At 44.9% G+C, this 16,693-nt stretch carries 18 protein-coding genes and 4 pseudogenes; 9 read left to right on the forward strand and 13 right to left on the reverse strand.

The window, feature by feature from the left end; all coding sequences use genetic code 11:
• Nucleotides 1–634: 634 nt before the first annotated feature.
• Nucleotides 635–805 (forward strand): putative zinc-binding protein YnfU, encoded by a 171-nt coding sequence (gene ynfU / locus C0K55_RS26690; protein ID WP_001405948.1) that lies wholly within the window; start codon nt 635–637, stop codon nt 803–805.
• Nucleotides 806–1,084: 279 nt separating this feature from the next.
• On the opposite strand, the gene cspB is transcribed toward ynfU, so the two are convergent.
• The 5 genes and pseudogenes from cspB to C0K55_RS19760 form a co-directional block, all read right to left on the reverse strand.
• Nucleotides 1,085–1,300, reverse strand: coding sequence for a cold shock-like protein CspB (gene cspB / locus C0K55_RS19740; RefSeq protein WP_000066486.1), 216 nt, complete (start codon nt 1,298–1,300; stop codon nt 1,085–1,087).
• A 372-nt stretch (nt 1,301–1,672) separates the two neighbouring features.
• Nucleotides 1,673–1,996: pseudogene (locus C0K55_RS19745) on the reverse strand (antitermination protein Q); the annotation flags it as partial.
• A gap of 56 nt (nt 1,997–2,052) precedes the next feature.
• A complete protein-coding gene (locus C0K55_RS19750; protein ID WP_077767216.1) occupies nt 2,053–2,154 on the reverse strand; it encodes a hypothetical protein in 102 nt (33 codons plus the stop codon).
• Nucleotides 2,155–2,257: 103 nt separating this feature from the next.
• Nucleotides 2,258–3,053, reverse strand: a pseudogene (locus C0K55_RS19755) (helix-turn-helix transcriptional regulator).
• 9 nt (nt 3,054–3,062) lie between these two features.
• The gene (locus C0K55_RS19760) at nt 3,063–3,614 is read right to left on the reverse strand and encodes a kinase inhibitor (RefSeq protein ID WP_016248622.1); all 552 of its coding nucleotides are present in this window, start codon (nt 3,612–3,614) and stop codon (nt 3,063–3,065) included.
• A gap of 361 nt (nt 3,615–3,975) precedes the next feature.
• On the opposite strand from C0K55_RS19760, the gene C0K55_RS19765 reads away from it, so the two are divergent.
• Nucleotides 3,976–5,019 carry an alpha/beta hydrolase gene (locus tag C0K55_RS19765; RefSeq protein ID WP_105266313.1) on the forward strand — a complete coding sequence of 348 codons (1,044 nt, stop codon included), beginning with the start codon at nt 3,976–3,978 and terminating at the stop codon, nt 5,017–5,019.
• Nucleotides 5,020–5,079: 60 nt separating this feature from the next.
• Here C0K55_RS19765 and emrE read toward each other — a convergent pair whose 3' ends face one another.
• The gene (gene emrE, locus C0K55_RS19770) at nt 5,080–5,412 is read right to left on the reverse strand and encodes a multidrug efflux SMR transporter EmrE (protein WP_001070432.1); all 333 of its coding nucleotides are present in this window, start codon (nt 5,410–5,412) and stop codon (nt 5,080–5,082) included.
• A 195-nt stretch (nt 5,413–5,607) separates the two neighbouring features.
• Between emrE and C0K55_RS27210 the strand changes: the two are divergent.
• From C0K55_RS27210 to C0K55_RS19785, 3 genes and pseudogenes are all read left to right on the forward strand, one after another.
• A pseudogene (locus C0K55_RS27210) lies at nt 5,608–5,754 on the forward strand (exonuclease); the annotation flags it as partial.
• A 112-nt stretch (nt 5,755–5,866) separates the two neighbouring features.
• A complete protein-coding gene (locus tag C0K55_RS25995; RefSeq protein ID WP_001516237.1) occupies nt 5,867–5,962 on the forward strand; it encodes a DUF1317 family protein in 96 nt (31 codons plus the stop codon).
• A 182-nt stretch (nt 5,963–6,144) separates the two neighbouring features.
• On the forward strand, nt 6,145–6,555 hold the full coding sequence (locus C0K55_RS19785; RefSeq protein WP_001516236.1) for an ASCH domain-containing protein: 411 nt from the start codon (nt 6,145–6,147) through the stop codon (nt 6,553–6,555).
• A 263-nt stretch (nt 6,556–6,818) separates the two neighbouring features.
• Here the strand turns inward: C0K55_RS19785 and C0K55_RS19790 are convergent.
• Nucleotides 6,819–6,986, reverse strand: a pseudogene (locus C0K55_RS19790) (isocitrate/isopropylmalate family dehydrogenase); the annotation flags it as partial.
• Nucleotides 6,987–7,898: 912 nt separating this feature from the next.
• Here C0K55_RS19790 and sitA point away from each other — a divergent pair.
• From sitA to sitD, 4 genes are read left to right on the forward strand one after another with little or no spacing between them, the layout of a single operon-like run.
• Entirely contained in the window at nt 7,899–8,813 is a 915-nt protein-coding gene (gene sitA, locus C0K55_RS19800) for an iron/manganese ABC transporter substrate-binding protein SitA (RefSeq protein ID WP_033552498.1), read from the forward strand.
• Entirely contained in the window at nt 8,813–9,640 is an 828-nt protein-coding gene (gene sitB, locus C0K55_RS19805; protein ID WP_000983722.1) for an iron/manganese ABC transporter ATP-binding protein SitB, read from the forward strand. Before sitA ends, sitB begins: the two co-directional genes overlap by 1 nt.
• Nucleotides 9,637–10,494: an iron/manganese ABC transporter permease subunit SitC gene (gene sitC / locus C0K55_RS19810; RefSeq protein ID WP_001101728.1), complete on the forward strand. Its 858-nt coding sequence runs from the start codon at nt 9,637–9,639 to the stop codon at nt 10,492–10,494. Before sitB ends, sitC begins: the two co-directional genes overlap by 4 nt.
• Nucleotides 10,491–11,348, forward strand: a complete 858-nt coding sequence (sitD, locus tag C0K55_RS19815; RefSeq protein WP_033552502.1) for an iron/manganese ABC transporter permease subunit SitD — start codon at nt 10,491–10,493, stop codon at nt 11,346–11,348. Before sitC ends, sitD begins: the two co-directional genes overlap by 4 nt.
• Before the next feature lie 203 nt (nt 11,349–11,551).
• On the opposite strand, the gene C0K55_RS19820 is transcribed toward sitD, so the two are convergent.
• The 6 genes from C0K55_RS19820 to C0K55_RS19845 all read right to left on the reverse strand — a co-directional run.
• Nucleotides 11,552–11,839, reverse strand: coding sequence for a hypothetical protein (locus C0K55_RS19820; RefSeq protein ID WP_069371600.1), 288 nt, complete (start codon nt 11,837–11,839; stop codon nt 11,552–11,554).
• 13 nt (nt 11,840–11,852) lie between these two features.
• Entirely contained in the window at nt 11,853–12,554 is a 702-nt protein-coding gene (locus tag C0K55_RS19825; RefSeq protein WP_105266311.1) for a tail fiber domain-containing protein, read from the reverse strand.
• 9 nt (nt 12,555–12,563) lie between these two features.
• Nucleotides 12,564–12,845, reverse strand: a complete 282-nt coding sequence (locus C0K55_RS19830; protein ID WP_001531348.1) for a hypothetical protein — start codon at nt 12,843–12,845, stop codon at nt 12,564–12,566.
• The gene (locus C0K55_RS19835) at nt 12,845–15,220 is read right to left on the reverse strand and encodes a prophage tail fiber N-terminal domain-containing protein (RefSeq protein ID WP_105283147.1); all 2,376 of its coding nucleotides are present in this window, start codon (nt 15,218–15,220) and stop codon (nt 12,845–12,847) included. Before C0K55_RS19835 ends, C0K55_RS19830 begins: the two co-directional genes overlap by 1 nt.
• Nucleotides 15,221–15,284: 64 nt before the next feature.
• Complete coding sequence (locus C0K55_RS19840; protein ID WP_105269418.1) at nt 15,285–15,884, reverse strand: Ail/Lom family outer membrane beta-barrel protein; 600 nt, start codon at nt 15,882–15,884, stop codon at nt 15,285–15,287.
• A 69-nt stretch (nt 15,885–15,953) separates the two neighbouring features.
• Nucleotides 15,954–16,693 (reverse strand): phage tail tip domain-containing protein (locus C0K55_RS19845; RefSeq protein ID WP_123059773.1); only part of this gene is annotated, 740 nt, incomplete at its 5' end.

Raw genomic sequence — 16,693 nt, forward strand, 5'->3', positions numbered from 1 at the left:
CTGTCGTTTCCTTTCTTTTTAGGCGGTGTTTTAAATAAAAACATTAAGTTACTGTGAAGAAGAACGAAACGCCTTAAACCGGAAAATTTTCATAAATAGAGAAAACCCGCGCGCCTTCCCCCCCCGTAGTCTGCCGGATTGCCGGAAAGGGCCTGCAAAATTTTAGTCACCAAGTCCAGTTATAAGAGGAGCATTCCTGTCTCATATTCTCTTTTTCTGCTCCTCACTCTGAGGGAAATAACGATTTTTGGAAGTAATAGCAACCGCAACAGTCTTGCGTAATGATGGCGGCATCATTCATCTCTCGCAGTCTTACGCCTCTCTTCTTTAATCTTGAAATGTGACGGAGTTCTGGCAATGCCCAGAAACCAGCATTACAGGCCGATGTGCCACAGGCGACGCCAGTTGTTATTATCAATGGATTTCATATCCTCACCCCGATGTGCGCGAATGGTGCAGTATGTTTGAAAAGATCGGAGTCTACGGGTTAGTTTTTACAGCAAACATTGTTCACAACAACACTAAAAAACAGAAATTTAAAATAATAGGGTTAAAAACCATGTATTAAATAATAATGCGCGATATGTTTTGTTATTTAGTGTATTGTATACGACCATTTACACAGGAAAAGCCTATGTCAGAACGTAAAGACTCAAAATCACGCCGTAATTATCTCGTTAAATGCTCCTGCCCAAACTGCACCCAAGAATCAGAACACAGTTTTTCCAGAGTACAAAAAGGTGCCCTTTTAATCTGCCCTCATTGCAACAAAGTATTCCAAACAAATCTTAAAGCTGTTGCCTGATTTTTGATTACTTATCAAGAGCTTTGATATTTTAATAATATATTTAAATCAGATAAGAAAAAACCCGCCTGAGCGGGTTTGAGATTGTGGTGCTTTTTGTGGGAGTCACCCACTTACGCACTTTGTTTTACTATGCCAGCAGTTAGCTTCTGCTATTAAACTATTCATACAGCAAACCTGTACTTCACCACAAAATGGGATTCTATATCCATTACTCTATCTGCATCTCTACTCAGGCATCAGCCATCTTCGTTATCGTATACAGTCGAGTCCTGGATTTTAATCGGTAATTATAACATTTGCTGCCGCAGGACCTTTAGCACCACTCTCGACAGAGAAGGTAACCTTTTGACCTTCAAATAAGGTTCGATAATTATCATTCTGAATCGCAGAAAAATGCACAAACACATCTTTACTACCATCAACAGGAGAAATAAAGCCGAAACCTTTATCAGCGTTAAACCATTTTACTAAACCAGTCATTTTATTTGACATTCTACATTCCTTAACTTGAGCCTTTCGGCATAAATGGTTTGTATAACAGAAACGACTTCGTACTTAATTGGAGAGACTCAAAGAAGGAATAAGTGAATAACACCTGAAATGAGAACTGCTTTAGTAAACTACTTCGTATATCGTCTGTTCTTCAAACCGACGCAATCATTAACGCATAGTTGTACACATAGAAGCAATGTTTATTTTAGACATCCAGCCACCCCCTCCAATTTAAAACACAAAAAACTCTCATTAGCGGGTTTTCTACTTTTTCTCAACACCGGATATACAAAGCCCATCGTTGAGAAAATCTCACCCATGTTTTTTGAAGCAAAAAGCAAGCATCATGCCGCCATCTTCGCTGAAAATTATTTATATTGTCAATTTCCTTAACTGCACCTCACATACGCTTCTTCCTGCCAGCACTTTGTAACCAGTTTATCAATAACGTCAGCATATCCTTTATCCCATTGATAATCCGTCATGTCTGGAACCAGCTTCTGGACATGACATCGCACCTGGGGGGCGGTAAACGACTAAACCAATTTCCATTGCAACGTCCGCACATCTTATAAACAGGCACGCCATGAAGCCGGATTCTTTTTTATCCAGGACAATACCTTTACTCTTACACCCTCTGCTCACCGTGCTGACTTCTCCCTTGCCATGACAATACTGACATAGTTTCTTCTCCCACCAGGTAGACGGTATATCCGAGCAGCGTTGGCATTTCGGATAACTTCAGCTCAGGTTTACGCTTCACCTCCACAGAGGTCAAACGCTGGATACAAAAAATCGCAGGTGCATTTCTGCATCTCTGATGGAAGAAAAGGGTTTAGATTGTATGTGCGCATAAACGTCCCTGTTTAGCGCAGAAGCCACCGGAGTTGTTCAGGCTCCGATAGGGTAATTATGCCGTTTTGATTTCCCAAAAACATCGATACAGTTAAAATACTTTTACTCTCTGGAAGCCTTTCTGAGCTCTCTTGGTGTTATCTTAAAACGATTATGGAATCTTTCAGTAAAACGAGAAGGACACTTATAACCATTTTCTCTGGCAATCTCGCTTATGGATTTTATAGTCGTTTGTATAGCAGACAACGCATTATTTAACCTCACATCGTCCAATATACTTTGAAAACTTACCCCCTCGTTTGCCAGACGGCGATGTAATGTGGAAACAGAAATGTAGAGATATCTCGCAACCTTGTTTGCTGTCCATTTTGCTCCTGGTTCGGATAGCAGCAGGTTATAACAATGACTTATCAGTGATTGTTTACTATCTGATAAAAGTAAATAATTAGCATGATTTACTCCTAACGAAAGTAGAACAGCCATTGCTAAATGCTCCTGAATTTGAGTTGAGAAACCTCGAAAAATAGATATTTTTAGCTGCTCCCAACAATATATTAACTCAGGGTTCTGAGGTAAACAGAACCCTGTTTTGTTACGTGTTTGATCAGTTACCGCAAAAAATCTTTGGAATTTTTCAATTAGTTCAATGGGAAAGTAAAGCATTTCTGCAAGATAAAGACCTGCTTCTGGATAATTCGCAATATAAAACTCATGTCCACATGGAAATAACATTATTTGATTATTATCAACAGTCAAACTATGCGTCTCCCAATTGATAATTTTTTCCCTGACGGATATGGCATAAAGCTGGCATAATAGCCCTAACCCTATGAGTCTCATGATGTTTATGCATCCGTATTTCTTCAATCTTTAGGTTGGTCTTACCTTTTGCCAGCATACTCTCACCCTACTTTATCTCATAAACTGGTGTTATCTCAGCGGTTGTGATTTTATTGGCATTAAGCATATAACCAACTAACGCTCCGCTGGAATTAGAATCTACAGGAATCTTGTCAGTTTTCAGAGCCCATACTTTAAACTGGTAATGATGCGGTTTATCCCCTTTCGGAGGACATGCACCACCAAATCCGGCATAGCCAAAATCATTTCGGCCTTGAACAGCACCTGTCGGCAGTTTTGTACCATCACGTCTTCCTGCATCAGCAGGCAAATATGTTACTGTTGCTGGAATATTAACAACAGTCCAGTGCCACCAACCACTACCAGTAGGTGCATCTGGATCATAAACAGTTACGGCGAAACTTTTAGTGCCCTCAGGGACACCAGACCAGGTTAATGAGGGCGATATATTGCCACCTTCACACCCAAATCTGGAAAAGATATGAGACTTTGTAAGTTGTTTTCCTGTTTTCATTTCACTACTTGTGACCTGAAACTCTGCGGCCTGCGCAGAAAATGTGATGAATACCAATACACTTGAAACGATAAGTTTTTTCATAAAAACCTCTTTGTTATGACCTATCGTTATTTTATTTGATATTCCTTTATCACATTATGCATAAAGACGCAATGTTCATGCAAAAGCAATCATAATTATAAAATAGACCCCAGCATTAGCCATAATATGCACGAATCATATTGATGTTATCTAAATAGATTTTAGGTTTATTATTAGTCATGCTGGCATAAGTTAGTATGATTTATAGACGGCTATTCTTGAACCAGAATACGCGCAATTTCACTGACAAGGATTTTTTGCATCTTGTTGAGTTTCCTAAGATGCCTCCTGTTGTACAACTCTTAAGTTGCCGTTAAATTCGCTAAGAAAATTTCATCCGATAAGTCAAGGCATGTAAAATATGAAAATTAACAAAATACTATTATCCGCAACATTATTGTATGGTATGTCAGTAGTCATGTCGGTCGGGAATTGTTCAACAACTGTCCAGACTAATCTTCCTGGTTACACCCCTGGTGCAGATGTCATTAATGTTTCATCGACCAGAAACCAGGTCGATCTTATTGGTGACGTTGTTTATTCCCAGATAAAAGGGACCCGTTCTGTCAGACAGCTTCACATGTCAGTTCTTGTCCCGCGAACAAATGATTTGAAACCAGCCATTATTTATTATCCTGGCGGCGGATTCATGTCTTCTGAACATGACAAATTTATTGAAATGAGAATGGCTCTGGCAGAAGCTGGTTTTGTTGTAGCCGCTGTAGAATACAGAACAATTCCTGATACATTTCCAGCGCCAGTTGAGGATGGAAAAGCTGCAATACGTTACCTGAGAGAGCATGCCCGCGATTATGGGATTGATCCTCAAAGAATCGGAGTTCTGGGTGACTCTGCCGGTGGATGGCTTGCCCAGATGATGGGAACTACAAATGGTGACAAAACCTTTGATAAAGGTGACTTTCTTCAGCAATCATCAGATGTTCAGGCAGTTGCCACACTTTATGGGATTTCTGACTTGTTGAATATTGGTGAGGGGTTCCCTGAATCAGTGCAGGAGGTTCATCGATCTCCTGCCGTAACCGAAGCTTTAATGATCAATGGCCCTGCATTCAGAAGTTTTGCGGGAGCCCCCATCACAGCGTCAAAAGAAAAAGCGCTAAACGCCAGCCCAATCGGACATATGAAAGGAGTAAAACCCCCATTTCTTATTATGCATGGTAGCAAAGACACTCTGGTTTCACCGGAGCAAAGTGCCAAACTATTCAGAATGTTGAAAAAGAACGGCAATAATGCTGAGTACGTGCTGGTAGAAGGGGCTGAGCATGGAGATAATACATGGTATCAGCCAATTATTATAAACAGGGTTGTTGAGTGGTTTACTAAAAATCTGGGAGTCCCTATGAAAACCACCACCCAACAACAAAACCCAAACGCTAACCTGTAAAAAGCAGCCCGCATTTACATGCGGGCTGACATATTCCATTTGATTAAAAAGAAATTATTTTTAATGTGGTGCGCTTCGTGACAACAAGTTAATTACCAACACTCCGGCACAAATCAATATCATGCCTATAATGGCTGGCAGATCAAGACGTTGGCCGAAAAATCCCCAAGAAAGTAAACTAATCAGGACGATACCGACTCCTGACCAGATAGCATAAGCAATCCCTGTAGGAATATAAGCCAATGTTTGAGCTAATAACCAGAATGATGCACAGTAACAAATAATTGTACCAACAGAGGGCCATAACCGTGTAAAGCCATCTGAATACTTCATTAAGGTTGTACCAATCACCTCTGCAAATATTGCACCACCAAGATAAATATAAGGATTCATAGCATAGTCTTTCCTGTTAATACCGGAGAGAATTGTACTACAGTTTGAACTTAACTCACCGGTTTCATCCCGGTGCATTCATTGATGTTCGTTTATATACCATCGATAACCTGAATTCCTGTCTGCGCCACTTTAGCCGCTGCCTGATTTATACTGGTTACTGAAACAGAAAGCCACAGAGCAGAAGGTGGCGTCATGGCACCGGACATTATCCTGCTGCGTACCGGGATCGACGTGAGGGCTGTCAAACAGGGAGATGATGCGTGGCACAAATTACGGCTCAGCGTCATTACCGCTTCTGAAATTCACAACGTGATAGCAAAACCCCGTTCAGGAAATAAGTAGCCTGACATGAGAAGTACATGCCGAGTTTTGACGAGATGGTGCCGGAGTTCATCGAAAAAATGGACGAGACATTGGCTGAAATTGGTTTTGTATTTGGGGAGCAATGGCGATGAAGCATACTCACGATAATATCCGCGTAGGCGCGATCACTTTCGTCAAACCGATCGTTATCATGATGATTGAGGTAAAGAATGGCGCAAAGTAGCGTTGTGAAAATTTAAACGTCTCAACGCCTCCTTGAATTTCTCACCCCACATGAAAAAGAACCAAACAGCCCGCTTTGAGCGAAAAACGGACTATGATATTAGCAAGAAAGCATCACTGTTAATATTCGAACAATTAATGCTCAGCTATTTCTCTATTATTTACAATCAGAAAGGACGTGTAATGGGTAAGGTTGATGAACTAAAGATGAAATATCCGGACGCGAATGCCTGGCAAATGGGCGACAGCCCTGAACTGGCTAACGAGCTTGCAGCACTTATAGAAAAAGGGATTAAAACGGCCTCCTGTGGCTCTTATGCCTCTTATCAGAAAGAAGAATTTGCCCCAAGGATTGGGAGCTATAACATCATCCTTGACGGCCAGGATGTACCGGTATGCGTGACCAGGCTGGTGTCGATGCAACTGGTGTGTTTTTGTGATGTTACTGCCGAGTTAGCTCGCAAGGAAGGTGAAGGCGATTTGAGCCTTGAATATTGGCAGAGAGAGCATCAACGATTTTTCACCCAGGAAGGTCATTTTTCTGAAGATATGGAGTTGATTATGGAAGAGTTTGAAGTTGTTGAGGTTCTGTAAGATGAGATAAACGAGCTGACGTTATATCAATTGGCATTTATAACAATGTCCGCACCTGACACATAGCGGATCTAAATATTAACGAGCGTCCACCAAATAGAGGAATGTCTAATAGGAACCTGGCCGTAGAACTGTCATCTGACTGACCAACCGACCCCAAACAACTAAGAGGTTTTGATAACTTATTTTGATAACCGTTAGAAAACTTACATAAAACAACGGGCGTGTTATACGCCCGTTATAATATTTAACACATATAGTAATTACATGTTCTTGATGATCGCATCGCCAAACTCTGAACATTTCAGCAGCTTAGCGCCTTCCATCAGACGTTCGAAGTCATAGGTTACGGTCTTCGCATTGATTGCGCCTTCCATACCTTTAACAATCAGGTCTGCGGCTTCAGTCCAGCCCATATGGCGCAGCAGTATATAAAAACATCAAGTTCAAGCCATTGATATTTAATGATAAAAATTATTTTATTGTTTTTTTATTAGCCAAAATCAACTTTATTCAACCGTTTGATTTCATTGACGTTCGTTTTTATTTTGGGGAAAGGTTTTATCTACCATTTATATCAAAATTACAAGTCTACATTTTATTAACATCTCAATATATGTGAGGCCTTGCAGACCTTTGTGAGACCTTATGTGTCTCAGTTTTGTCCCACCTTTTATTACGACTTGCATAGCCAATGAAGATAAATGTAGTTAATGCCTGTTATGAGCGAGAAGTGGACGTAAAAGAATTTTTAAAAATTTAAGGCTTACTAAGGTAACAAGTATCAGAGAATCTCATGAACCTATTGCTGCGTCCTAGCAGAACGAAATTTCTCTCTACTTAATACTAAAATTGTTTTATATTTTTCGTAGTCTTTTGTCACTAAGTTTGTTCGTACTTGATATAATTTTTAAAAATGGCTTTCGAAATCTTGTTCGAATGTCGTAGGACTTACAACCAAATCATGTACAGCGTCAACTAAATGCTGTGCTAATGAATATTTGAATTGGAGTGACTGCAAGTTTTCTTTATTGATTAATTTATATTTATCAGGGTCCACAGTATTTCCTTCATTATTGAAGGGATAGATCCATTGTCCATGTGCTAGCTTGTTTCGTATTTCTATCAGGATTCGTAGCTCATTCGACAAAACATCATGTAATGCTGCTCTTCGTGCGGCATTTGCTATCCCAAGAGTCCTTTCATCCAGCAGGAAACAAACTAATCCCTGTTTTGGGCCTCAAAGATGTTAATGATAATCATTTTCATTCTGTATAGGTTATGCTATAAAACATAGCCGTTGCTATGTTTGTTCTAATTTTGCTCACTATAGGTACTAAATTATGCGCTCAATAAAAAAAGTAACCATGCTCTTGGGAGGCCTCGCACTCACCTGCTCGATCGCATTTCAGGCAAGTGCAACTGAAAAATTCAAGGTCATTACAACATTTACCATCATCGCGGATATGGCCAAAAACGTGGCGGGAGATGCTGCAGAAGTCTCATCCATAACCAAGCCTGGTGCAGAAATTCATGAGTATCAGCCTACCCCTGGCGATATTAAACGTGCGCAGGGTGCACAACTGATTCTCGCCAATGGTATGAATCTGGAATTGTGGTTCCAACGCTTTTACCAGCATCTCAATGGGGTTCCAGAAGTAATTGTCTCTTCGGGTGTGACGCCTGTAGGGATCACTGAAGGACCCTATGAGGGCAAACCTAACCCCCATGCATGGATGTCGCCAGATAATGCTCTGATTTACGTCGATAATATTCGTGATGCGTTGATAAAATACGATCCGGCAAATGCACAAACCTACCAACGTAATGCCGATACTTATAAAGCCAAGATTACCCAAACCCTTGCCCCCCTGCGTAAGCAGATTACGGAACTCCCTGAGAATCAGCGATGGATGGTCACCAGTGAAGGGGCTTTTTCTTATCTCGCACGCGATTTGGGGCTAAAAGAGCTTTATCTGTGGCCGATTAATGCCGATCAACAAGGAACACCGCAGCAGGTACGTAAGGTTGTTGATATAGTTAAGAAAAATCATATCCCGGCAGTCTTTAGCGAGAGTACGATTTCCGATAAACCAGCGCGTCAGGTTGCGCGTGAAACCGGCGCACACTACGGCGGTGTGCTCTATGTCGATTCCCTGAGCACAGAAAACGGCCCGGTACCTACGTATATCGACCTTCTTAAGGTTACTACCAGTACGCTGGTACAGGGAATTAATGCCGGGAAAAGGGAGAAATAATGATGCAATCTGCAGGCATTGTCGTTAATGATGTTACTGTCACCTGGCGTAACGGGCACACAGCACTGCGCGATGCATCCTTCACAGTACCAAGTGGATCTATTGCCGCTCTGGTTGGGGTAAACGGTTCCGGAAAATCGACGTTGTTTAAAGCGATTATGGGATTTGTGCGTCTGACCAGCGGAAAGATATCTGTTCTGGGTATTCCCACGCGACAGGCGCTACAGAAAAACCTGGTTGCCTACGTCCCTCAGTCAGAAGAGGTTGACTGGTCATTTCCTGTACTGGTGGAAGATGTGGTGATGATGGGCCGCTATGGGCACATGGGTATGTTGCGTATAGCCAAAAAGAGGGATCGTCAGATTGTCACCGATGCGCTGGAACGTGTCGATATGGTGGATTTTCGCCATCGACAAATCGGCGAGCTTTCCGGTGGACAAAAGAAACGCGTCTTTCTGGCGAGAGCGATTGCACAGCAGGGTGATGTGATCCTGCTGGATGAACCTTTTACCGGCGTTGATGTGAAAACCGAAGCGAAAATCATCAGCCTGTTGAGGGAGTTACGCGCGGAAGGCAAGACGATGCTTGTCTCAACGCACAATCTCGGCTCAGTCACGACATTTTGCGATTATACGGTCATGGTCAAAGGCACCGTCCTGGCAAGCGGGCCGACAGACACCACTTTTACAGCCGAGAACCTGGAGCTGGCTTTTAGCGGCGTACTGCGCCATGTCACACTTAACGGCTCGGAAGAAAGCATTATTACTGACGATGAACGCCCTTTTGTGGCACATCGACCGTCAGCGGTGCAGAGGGAAGCAAGATGAACGTGCTACTGGAACCCTTCAGCTATGAATATATGCTCAATGCGATGTGGGTCTCGGCGATGGTCGGCGGTCTCTGCGCTTTCCTGTCATGCTATCTGATGCTAAAAGGCTGGTCGCTGATTGGCGATGCGCTGTCGCACTCTATTGTCCCGGGTGTTGCGGGGGCATATATGCTGGGGCTTCCGTTTTCTCTGGGAGCCTTCTTTTCCGGCGGACTGGCAGCGGGCAGCATGCTGTTTCTTAACCAACGCACTCGCTTAAAAGAAGATGCCATCATCGGCCTGATCTTCTCCTCCTTTTTTGGCCTGGGGCTGTTTATGGTGTCATTGAACCCGACATCCGTGAACATTCAGACCATCGTATTGGGCAATATTCTGGCAATCGATCCGGCGGATATCCTGCAACTCACTATCATTGGCATTCTCTCGATCATCGTGCTTTTTTTCAAATGGAAAGATCTTATGGTGACCTTTTTCGACGAGAATCACGCCCGTGCTATTGGATTGCATCCGGGCAGATTAAAAATCCTCTTCTTCACCCTGCTGTCGGTTTCGACCGTTGCGGCGCTGCAAACGGTTGGTGCCTTTCTGGTGATCTGTCTGGTGGTGACTCCCGGTGCAACAGCATGGTTGTTAACCGATCGTTTTCCCCGCCTGCTCATAATTGCTGTAACTATTGGCAGTGTAACCAGTTTCCTCGGCGCGTGGGTCAGTTACTTTCTGGACGGCGCGACAGGTGGAATCATCGTGGTAGCGCAGACACTGCTGTTTCTTTTAGCATTTGTATTTGCGCCCACCCATGGGCTTTTGGCAAATCGTCGGCGTGCGCATAAAGCGCTGGAGGATCGCTCATGATGGCATTATTACTGGAGCCACTGCAGTTCACCTTTATGAGTCACGCACTGCTGATTTCACTGGTAGTTTCCATACCCTGTGCGCTGCTGTCGGTCTTTCTGGTCCTGAAAGGTTGGGCACTGATGGGTGACGCGATGAGTCATGCGGTTTTTCCTGGCATCGTGCTTGCCTGGATTCTGGGGTTACCTCTGGCTACAGGGGCATTTATCGCCGGAGTATTCTGCGCGGTGGCGACGGGATACCTGAAAGACAACAGCCGAATCAAGCAAGATACAGTGATGGGGATTGTTTTTTCTGGCATGTTTGCCGCAGGTCTGATCTTGTATATTGCAGTCAAACCAGACGTACATCTTGACCATATTCTTTTCGGCGACATGCTCGGGGTAACCATCGGCGATATAATCCAGACGGTGATTATTGCCGGGCTGGTTACACTTGTTATTAGCGTAAAATGGCGGGATTTTTTGCTGTTCAGCTTTGATTATCAACAGGCGAAGGTAAGCGGTTTGCATACGAGATGGCTGCATTATGGGCTGCTGTGCATGGTTTCCCTGACCATTGTGGCGACGCTGAAAGCAGTAGGTATCATTCTCTCCATTTCTCTGCTCATTGCGCCTGGCGCCATTGCGGTACTCCTGACACAACGCTTTCATATTGCGCTCCTACTGGCGACTGGCATATCGGTAATAGTCTCAATGACTGGTGTTTGGCTGTCCTTTTTTATCGACAGCGCACCAGCTCCGACGATTGTCGTCTTATTCGCGGTTGTGTTCATCATGACGTTTACCGTTATCAGCTTCAACGCACGCACAAAGGGAAACGCTCATAGACAGGATCTGTTATCCCCCAATTAGCACAACATCCGAGGGCAGCATTGTCCGCTAGTACACAGCAGTCCAGAAAGTCATGGACGGACGTTGGGAGGAGGTGCAAATTCTCCCATACAAAAAATACGTAAAATCAATAACAGCTGGAAATTATTTAATAATCAAATTATCGGAAGTTCACCAGCCAGCCGCAGTATTCTGCCACGACAAGTTGCTGCGGCTTTTTATGTTTAACGGATAAACAGCCAGACCAGCAGACACGCCACCGCGGGCACCGCAAAATCCATCAGACTTGCCACATCCCATGCACGAGGATCAAAACCGCCCCACCACGGCATGTTAATCCGCTTGCCATGCCCGAACATTTCAATCCAGCGATATTCTGCCTGGGTGTGTTCACGCGCAATGAAGAACGTACAACCGGCTATCGCCCCGTAAGCCCAGTTTCCGGTAAAAAGACCAATCAGTAGCTGCGCAGCCACAGCACAAAGTGCATGAAGGAAAGGTGTTATATCCATTACTCCTCCTTTATCAGATATCACTTCGGGAAGTTGATAACAACTTTAATTCTGACTCAAGTTCATCAACTCTTTCAGTCAGTTTCTGGATATGGTGAATCAGTGGAACAACCAGACGTTCGTACATTACACCTTCGGCAACAAGGCCATTGCTGGAAATAGCTTCAGGAGCATCATCTTCGTTAGCTGGTCGCCAGTGTACAAACTGAGGAGCAATTTCTCCCACTTCCTCGGCAATCAATCCGTAGAATCCCCAGTCACTCCTGTCATTTTCGCATTGCGACCTGTACCACACAGGGCGCATCCTGAAAATGAGATCGGCGTGCTCTGAATCTATTGTCTCTACTGAATGTTTATAGCGAATAGACGATGTTGACCGCAGTACAGACGAAATTGCAGGGTCAGGATTAAGATAAAGATTTGCCGCCGCTGTAGTCGTGCCCAATTCCCATAAATAAAACGCTTCACGGCCAGTCAGCGGGTAAAAATCTCCACCATAACGACCGCTTTCCAGATCGTTCACTTCCAGTTTGTTTTTCAGCTTATTATCAACTTCAGTTTTTGTGTATCTGGTGCTGATATCCTGCTTTGCACTGGTCATATCAGTCTGAAGCGTTGATACTTTTCCGTTAATTGAGGAAATATCTTCCTTAGTTTTACTGACATCTCCCTTTAGCGTGGTGATATCTCCTGGAATTACTGTCGATGTAGCCATTTGTCTCCCTCACATCCAGCCACGAAGTTGATGCTCAACAACAACCGCGTATTTATCGAATATTGACGATTTTTTTGCATCATTAATGATGCGCACGTTTACAAAATATCCGTCTTCCTTAACACATACCGGTTCGCCATCTTCAGTCAGTTCTCCGGTTTCTTTGTACACGTTACCTATCACGTCAATAAGAATATTATCCTGCATCGACTCGTCATCATAATAGCCAGTGCTCTCCATAAAGGCCGAAAAGTCGGCCCTGTCTGCAAATTTGAGTGTTAAATCTTTCATTAGATTGACTCCCCCACCTGAGCATCAGTCAATGCCTTGTGCCATATTCTGAAATTCCTGACATGACCAAATAAATGACGTAACCCGGCAGTAGTCTGGCCTCCAATACGGATAATTGCGGTGTTCTGAATACAGGACCATGTGGTTTTTGTTTCGCTGGATATACGCCCGTTACTTACTGAGCACGTAGACTGATCTGACTTTACACGCATCCCCATAACCATTTTTTCAAGCGATGCGTTTTCGTTTACCCGTCTGTTAGCTCCACCAATATCGCAATAAGGAAATCCGTCGTAATCTGTTGAACGACCGAAGCCAAGAATAATAGCCGCTCCGGTTTGATGACCGCCGGTGTCAAAAACACGCGGAGCTGCATTTGGCGTTTTATACCAGTTCTTATGTACCTCACAAAGAACCGTAAAAGGAAGATTATAAAGATTATTCTTAATGGGAACTGTAACTATATCGCTTGCGCGGGTCGCCGCCGTCGTTCCTGATATAATAAAAGATGATACACAAGGCCCATTTTCTACTTGTGGGGTGGCCAGATAAATATAGTCACCAGATACGGTTGCCCCGCCCTGCTTAGGAGAATACTGTATCTGAGAACCTATTTTTAACTCCCCATCAATTGCCTGAATTGTTGCCTCTGCAAAAATCCATCCGGTAGCTTCGTCCTTTCTGACTCTCGCAGTAATCCTTGAGGCAGCACCGCCTGTCATATTAATTTCAAGCGTTTGTGTATCAATATACGCATCACCAAGAAAAGTTGTTGCGCTACCGTCATATTTATCAAACCGGATACGCAACCTTACCTGCAGTTCTGTTTTAAAACGACATGAGGTTGTCACGTGTTTATTATCGCCTGAGACATCAACTGACTTTGTTGCAGCAATTGATGCCATATTAATGGCTGAGGTTTGCCCAATCAGAGAATCGTTGCAGACAAACTTTCCATAGGTAAAACCAAAACTATCCGTCCCTGTTTCGGGCACATCCATATTTGACGATCGCCCCCAACTGGCAGGGTTTTCCGAATTGAGCATGTAGTTTGTTCTTTGCCCCTCAATAAGCAGGCCATCACGTTCAAACCGTGGCTCGTCAATGGCAGCCTCTGTCAGCACACCAGATTTATTAATGTAAGTTGCTTTTGATGCGCGTTTAAACTTTACAACCTTATCGCCAGGCATCGTTATTTCATCATCACCAATAACAATCTTTTTATATGACGGCGAAAAGCCCGTAATCATATCCAGTGAATCGTTAAACGGTATCCACACATCGGGAAGCGGCTGCAATACTTGTTTATACGGCTCCGCAGCCTGGCTTGCATACTCTCTGGCTGCGTCTTCACTTGCTTTTGCAGCCGTCTGGCTTGCAGCGGATGCTTTCGCCGAGTTAGCCGCCGCAGTCTCGCTCGCCTTTGCGTTGGTTTCACTGGTTTTTGCAGCTTTTTGACTGTTGGCTGATGCAGTGGCAAAAGCAGCCGCCGCGCTTGCAGAGCCAGCTGCAGCACTCTCGCTTTCGGCTGCTGCATCCTGACTGCTTTTCGCCGCAGTTTCACTGGCTTTGGCATTCGTTTCGCTGGTTTTCGCTGCCGTCTGGCTGGACTTTGCGTTGGTTTCGCTGGTTTTTGCAGCTTTTTGACTGTTGGCTGATGCAGTGGCAGAAGAAGCCGCCGCACTTGCAGAACCAGCTGCGGCACTCTCGCTTTGGGCCGCTGCATCCTGGCTGTTTTTCGCCGCAGTTTCACTGGCTTTGGCATTCGTTTCGCTGGTTTTCGCTGCCGTCTGGCTGGACTTTGCGTTGGTTTCGCTCGTCTTTGCGGCTGTCTCGCTGTTTTTCGCATTGGTTTCTGATTTTTTGGCTGCTGTCGCGGAGTTTGCCGATGCAGTCTGTGAGGTCGCTGCCGCCTGTGCGCTGTTAGCTGCATTCGTTTCTGAGGTTTTCGCCGCGTTCTTCGATGATGCCGCTGCAGTTTCGGATTTCTTTGCCGCCGCTGCGCTCTGAGAGGCGGCTTCGGCGTTGCGTGCCGCTTCTTCCACCATTTCCTGAAAACGGCGCAATGCCTCCGGCATGACATCATCTTCCGTCATGGCACCGAGAAAATCATTCAGCGTCCCCGGACTGGAACCTTCATAGACGGTAATGGTCCCGGCATGTGAAGGCGGAAAACCTTCAACCAGCAGGGTGACGCTGTACTGGCCATACTCAACATCCATGCTGTAACGCCCGGCTTCATCCGGATTTTCAGAGGCCACTGTGTTGACCAGTACCGTGGTGCTGTTACGCTTTGCCTTCAGTTGAATAGTGCAGTTCTGTATTGGTTTTCCCGCACCATCTTTCAGCACACCTGAGATTTTTACTGCTGCCATATCCACTCCACAAAAAAGCCCGCCTGAACCGGCGGGCTGTCATAACACTGTGTTACCTGGCTAATCAGAATTTATAACCGACACCAACGATGAAACCGTCAGTGCGCCAGTCGCCACTGCCGGAACCTTCATAAGCAATATCAATGGCCACGGATTCGGTCGGGTTAAACTGCACGCCAGCCCCCCATGCCAGAGACGTGTCGCTGTGGCGACCGTCATCACTTCCGGTCAGCACATCGTGCGTTTTCCCCTTGTTGTCAGTTACGCGGATATAATCTCCGGAGAAAGTCGAAACACGGCTGTAAGCCATACCCGCCATCGCATACGCGCTGAACCATTCATTCACGCGCACAGACGGCCCCGCCATCACGCTGAACCAGCGGTTACGCACGGAATCTTCATGCCAGCGGGTATCGCTGTAATGGGTAAGCTGGCGATTCTTGTCTCCTGCATAGCTGAATGACGTCACCAGCCCCAGTGTGTCCGTAAACTCATAACGGTATTTCACGTTAATCCCGTTAAGATCATCGCTGCCGGGAACGTTCGTCGAGGCATGAAGATACCCCGCGCTCAGCGTGGACTGATGTTCAGATGCCCATGCAGGCGCACCGGATACGGCCAGACAGATGGCTGCGGAAAAAATGGCGGCATAAAGTTTACGCATAATTACCTCTCGCTTTTCTGCAATAAAAAAGGCACCATTTCTGGTGCCCTTATATGGGTTATAACAATTTCAACGAATACTGATGCCGGAAGCGGCTTTTTTGGTCACAATCACCGTACAGTCGGTGATATTACCTGCCCACTGATTGCCTTTATGGAAAACCTTAAACTCCAGAGTGACGCTTCCCCTGCCACTCGGCATATCAATAACCGCACTGTAGCTACCGGGAATGGCCCCTTTAGTTTCTCTGGATGCGATTAATACACCGTTTTTGCGAACTTCAAAACCATAACCCGTGTATCTTGTACCTCCCGGGTTATTACCACTTCCCGGATCGCTATACGCTATTCCGTTAAAGATAATGGGCGGAATAATGATTTGACGGTCAAAGTTATGATCATCGCTGATGGTGACTGTAACCGTCCCGTTTGGTGTTTCCGTGTTACCCCACGTACCAGCCTGTTTCGGAAATGATTTGGATACAGCTTTAACGAAGTCACCTCTGACCTGAGTCGCCTCCAGCATGCCCTTAATCGTACAGTTCTGGTTAATCGTGACATTGTTGAGCGTTCCTGAGTTCGCATTCACACTACCACTGATATCCGCATTTTTAGCGGTCAGCTTTCCGTCTGATGTCAGGGAAAATACCGGAGGACTGCCACCGCTGGTAATGGTGGGGGCTGTCAGGCGCTTCAGGAACACGTCGTTCATGAATATCTGGTTGCCCTGCGCCACAAACATCGGCGTTTCATTCCCGTTTGCCGGGTCAATAAACGCGATACGGTTAGCGGCAACCAGAAACTGGCTCA

Source organism: Escherichia sp. MOD1-EC6098 (genome assembly GCF_002965865.1).
In the GTDB taxonomy this organism is placed as follows: Bacteria; Pseudomonadota; Gammaproteobacteria; order Enterobacterales; family Enterobacteriaceae; genus Escherichia; species Escherichia marmotae.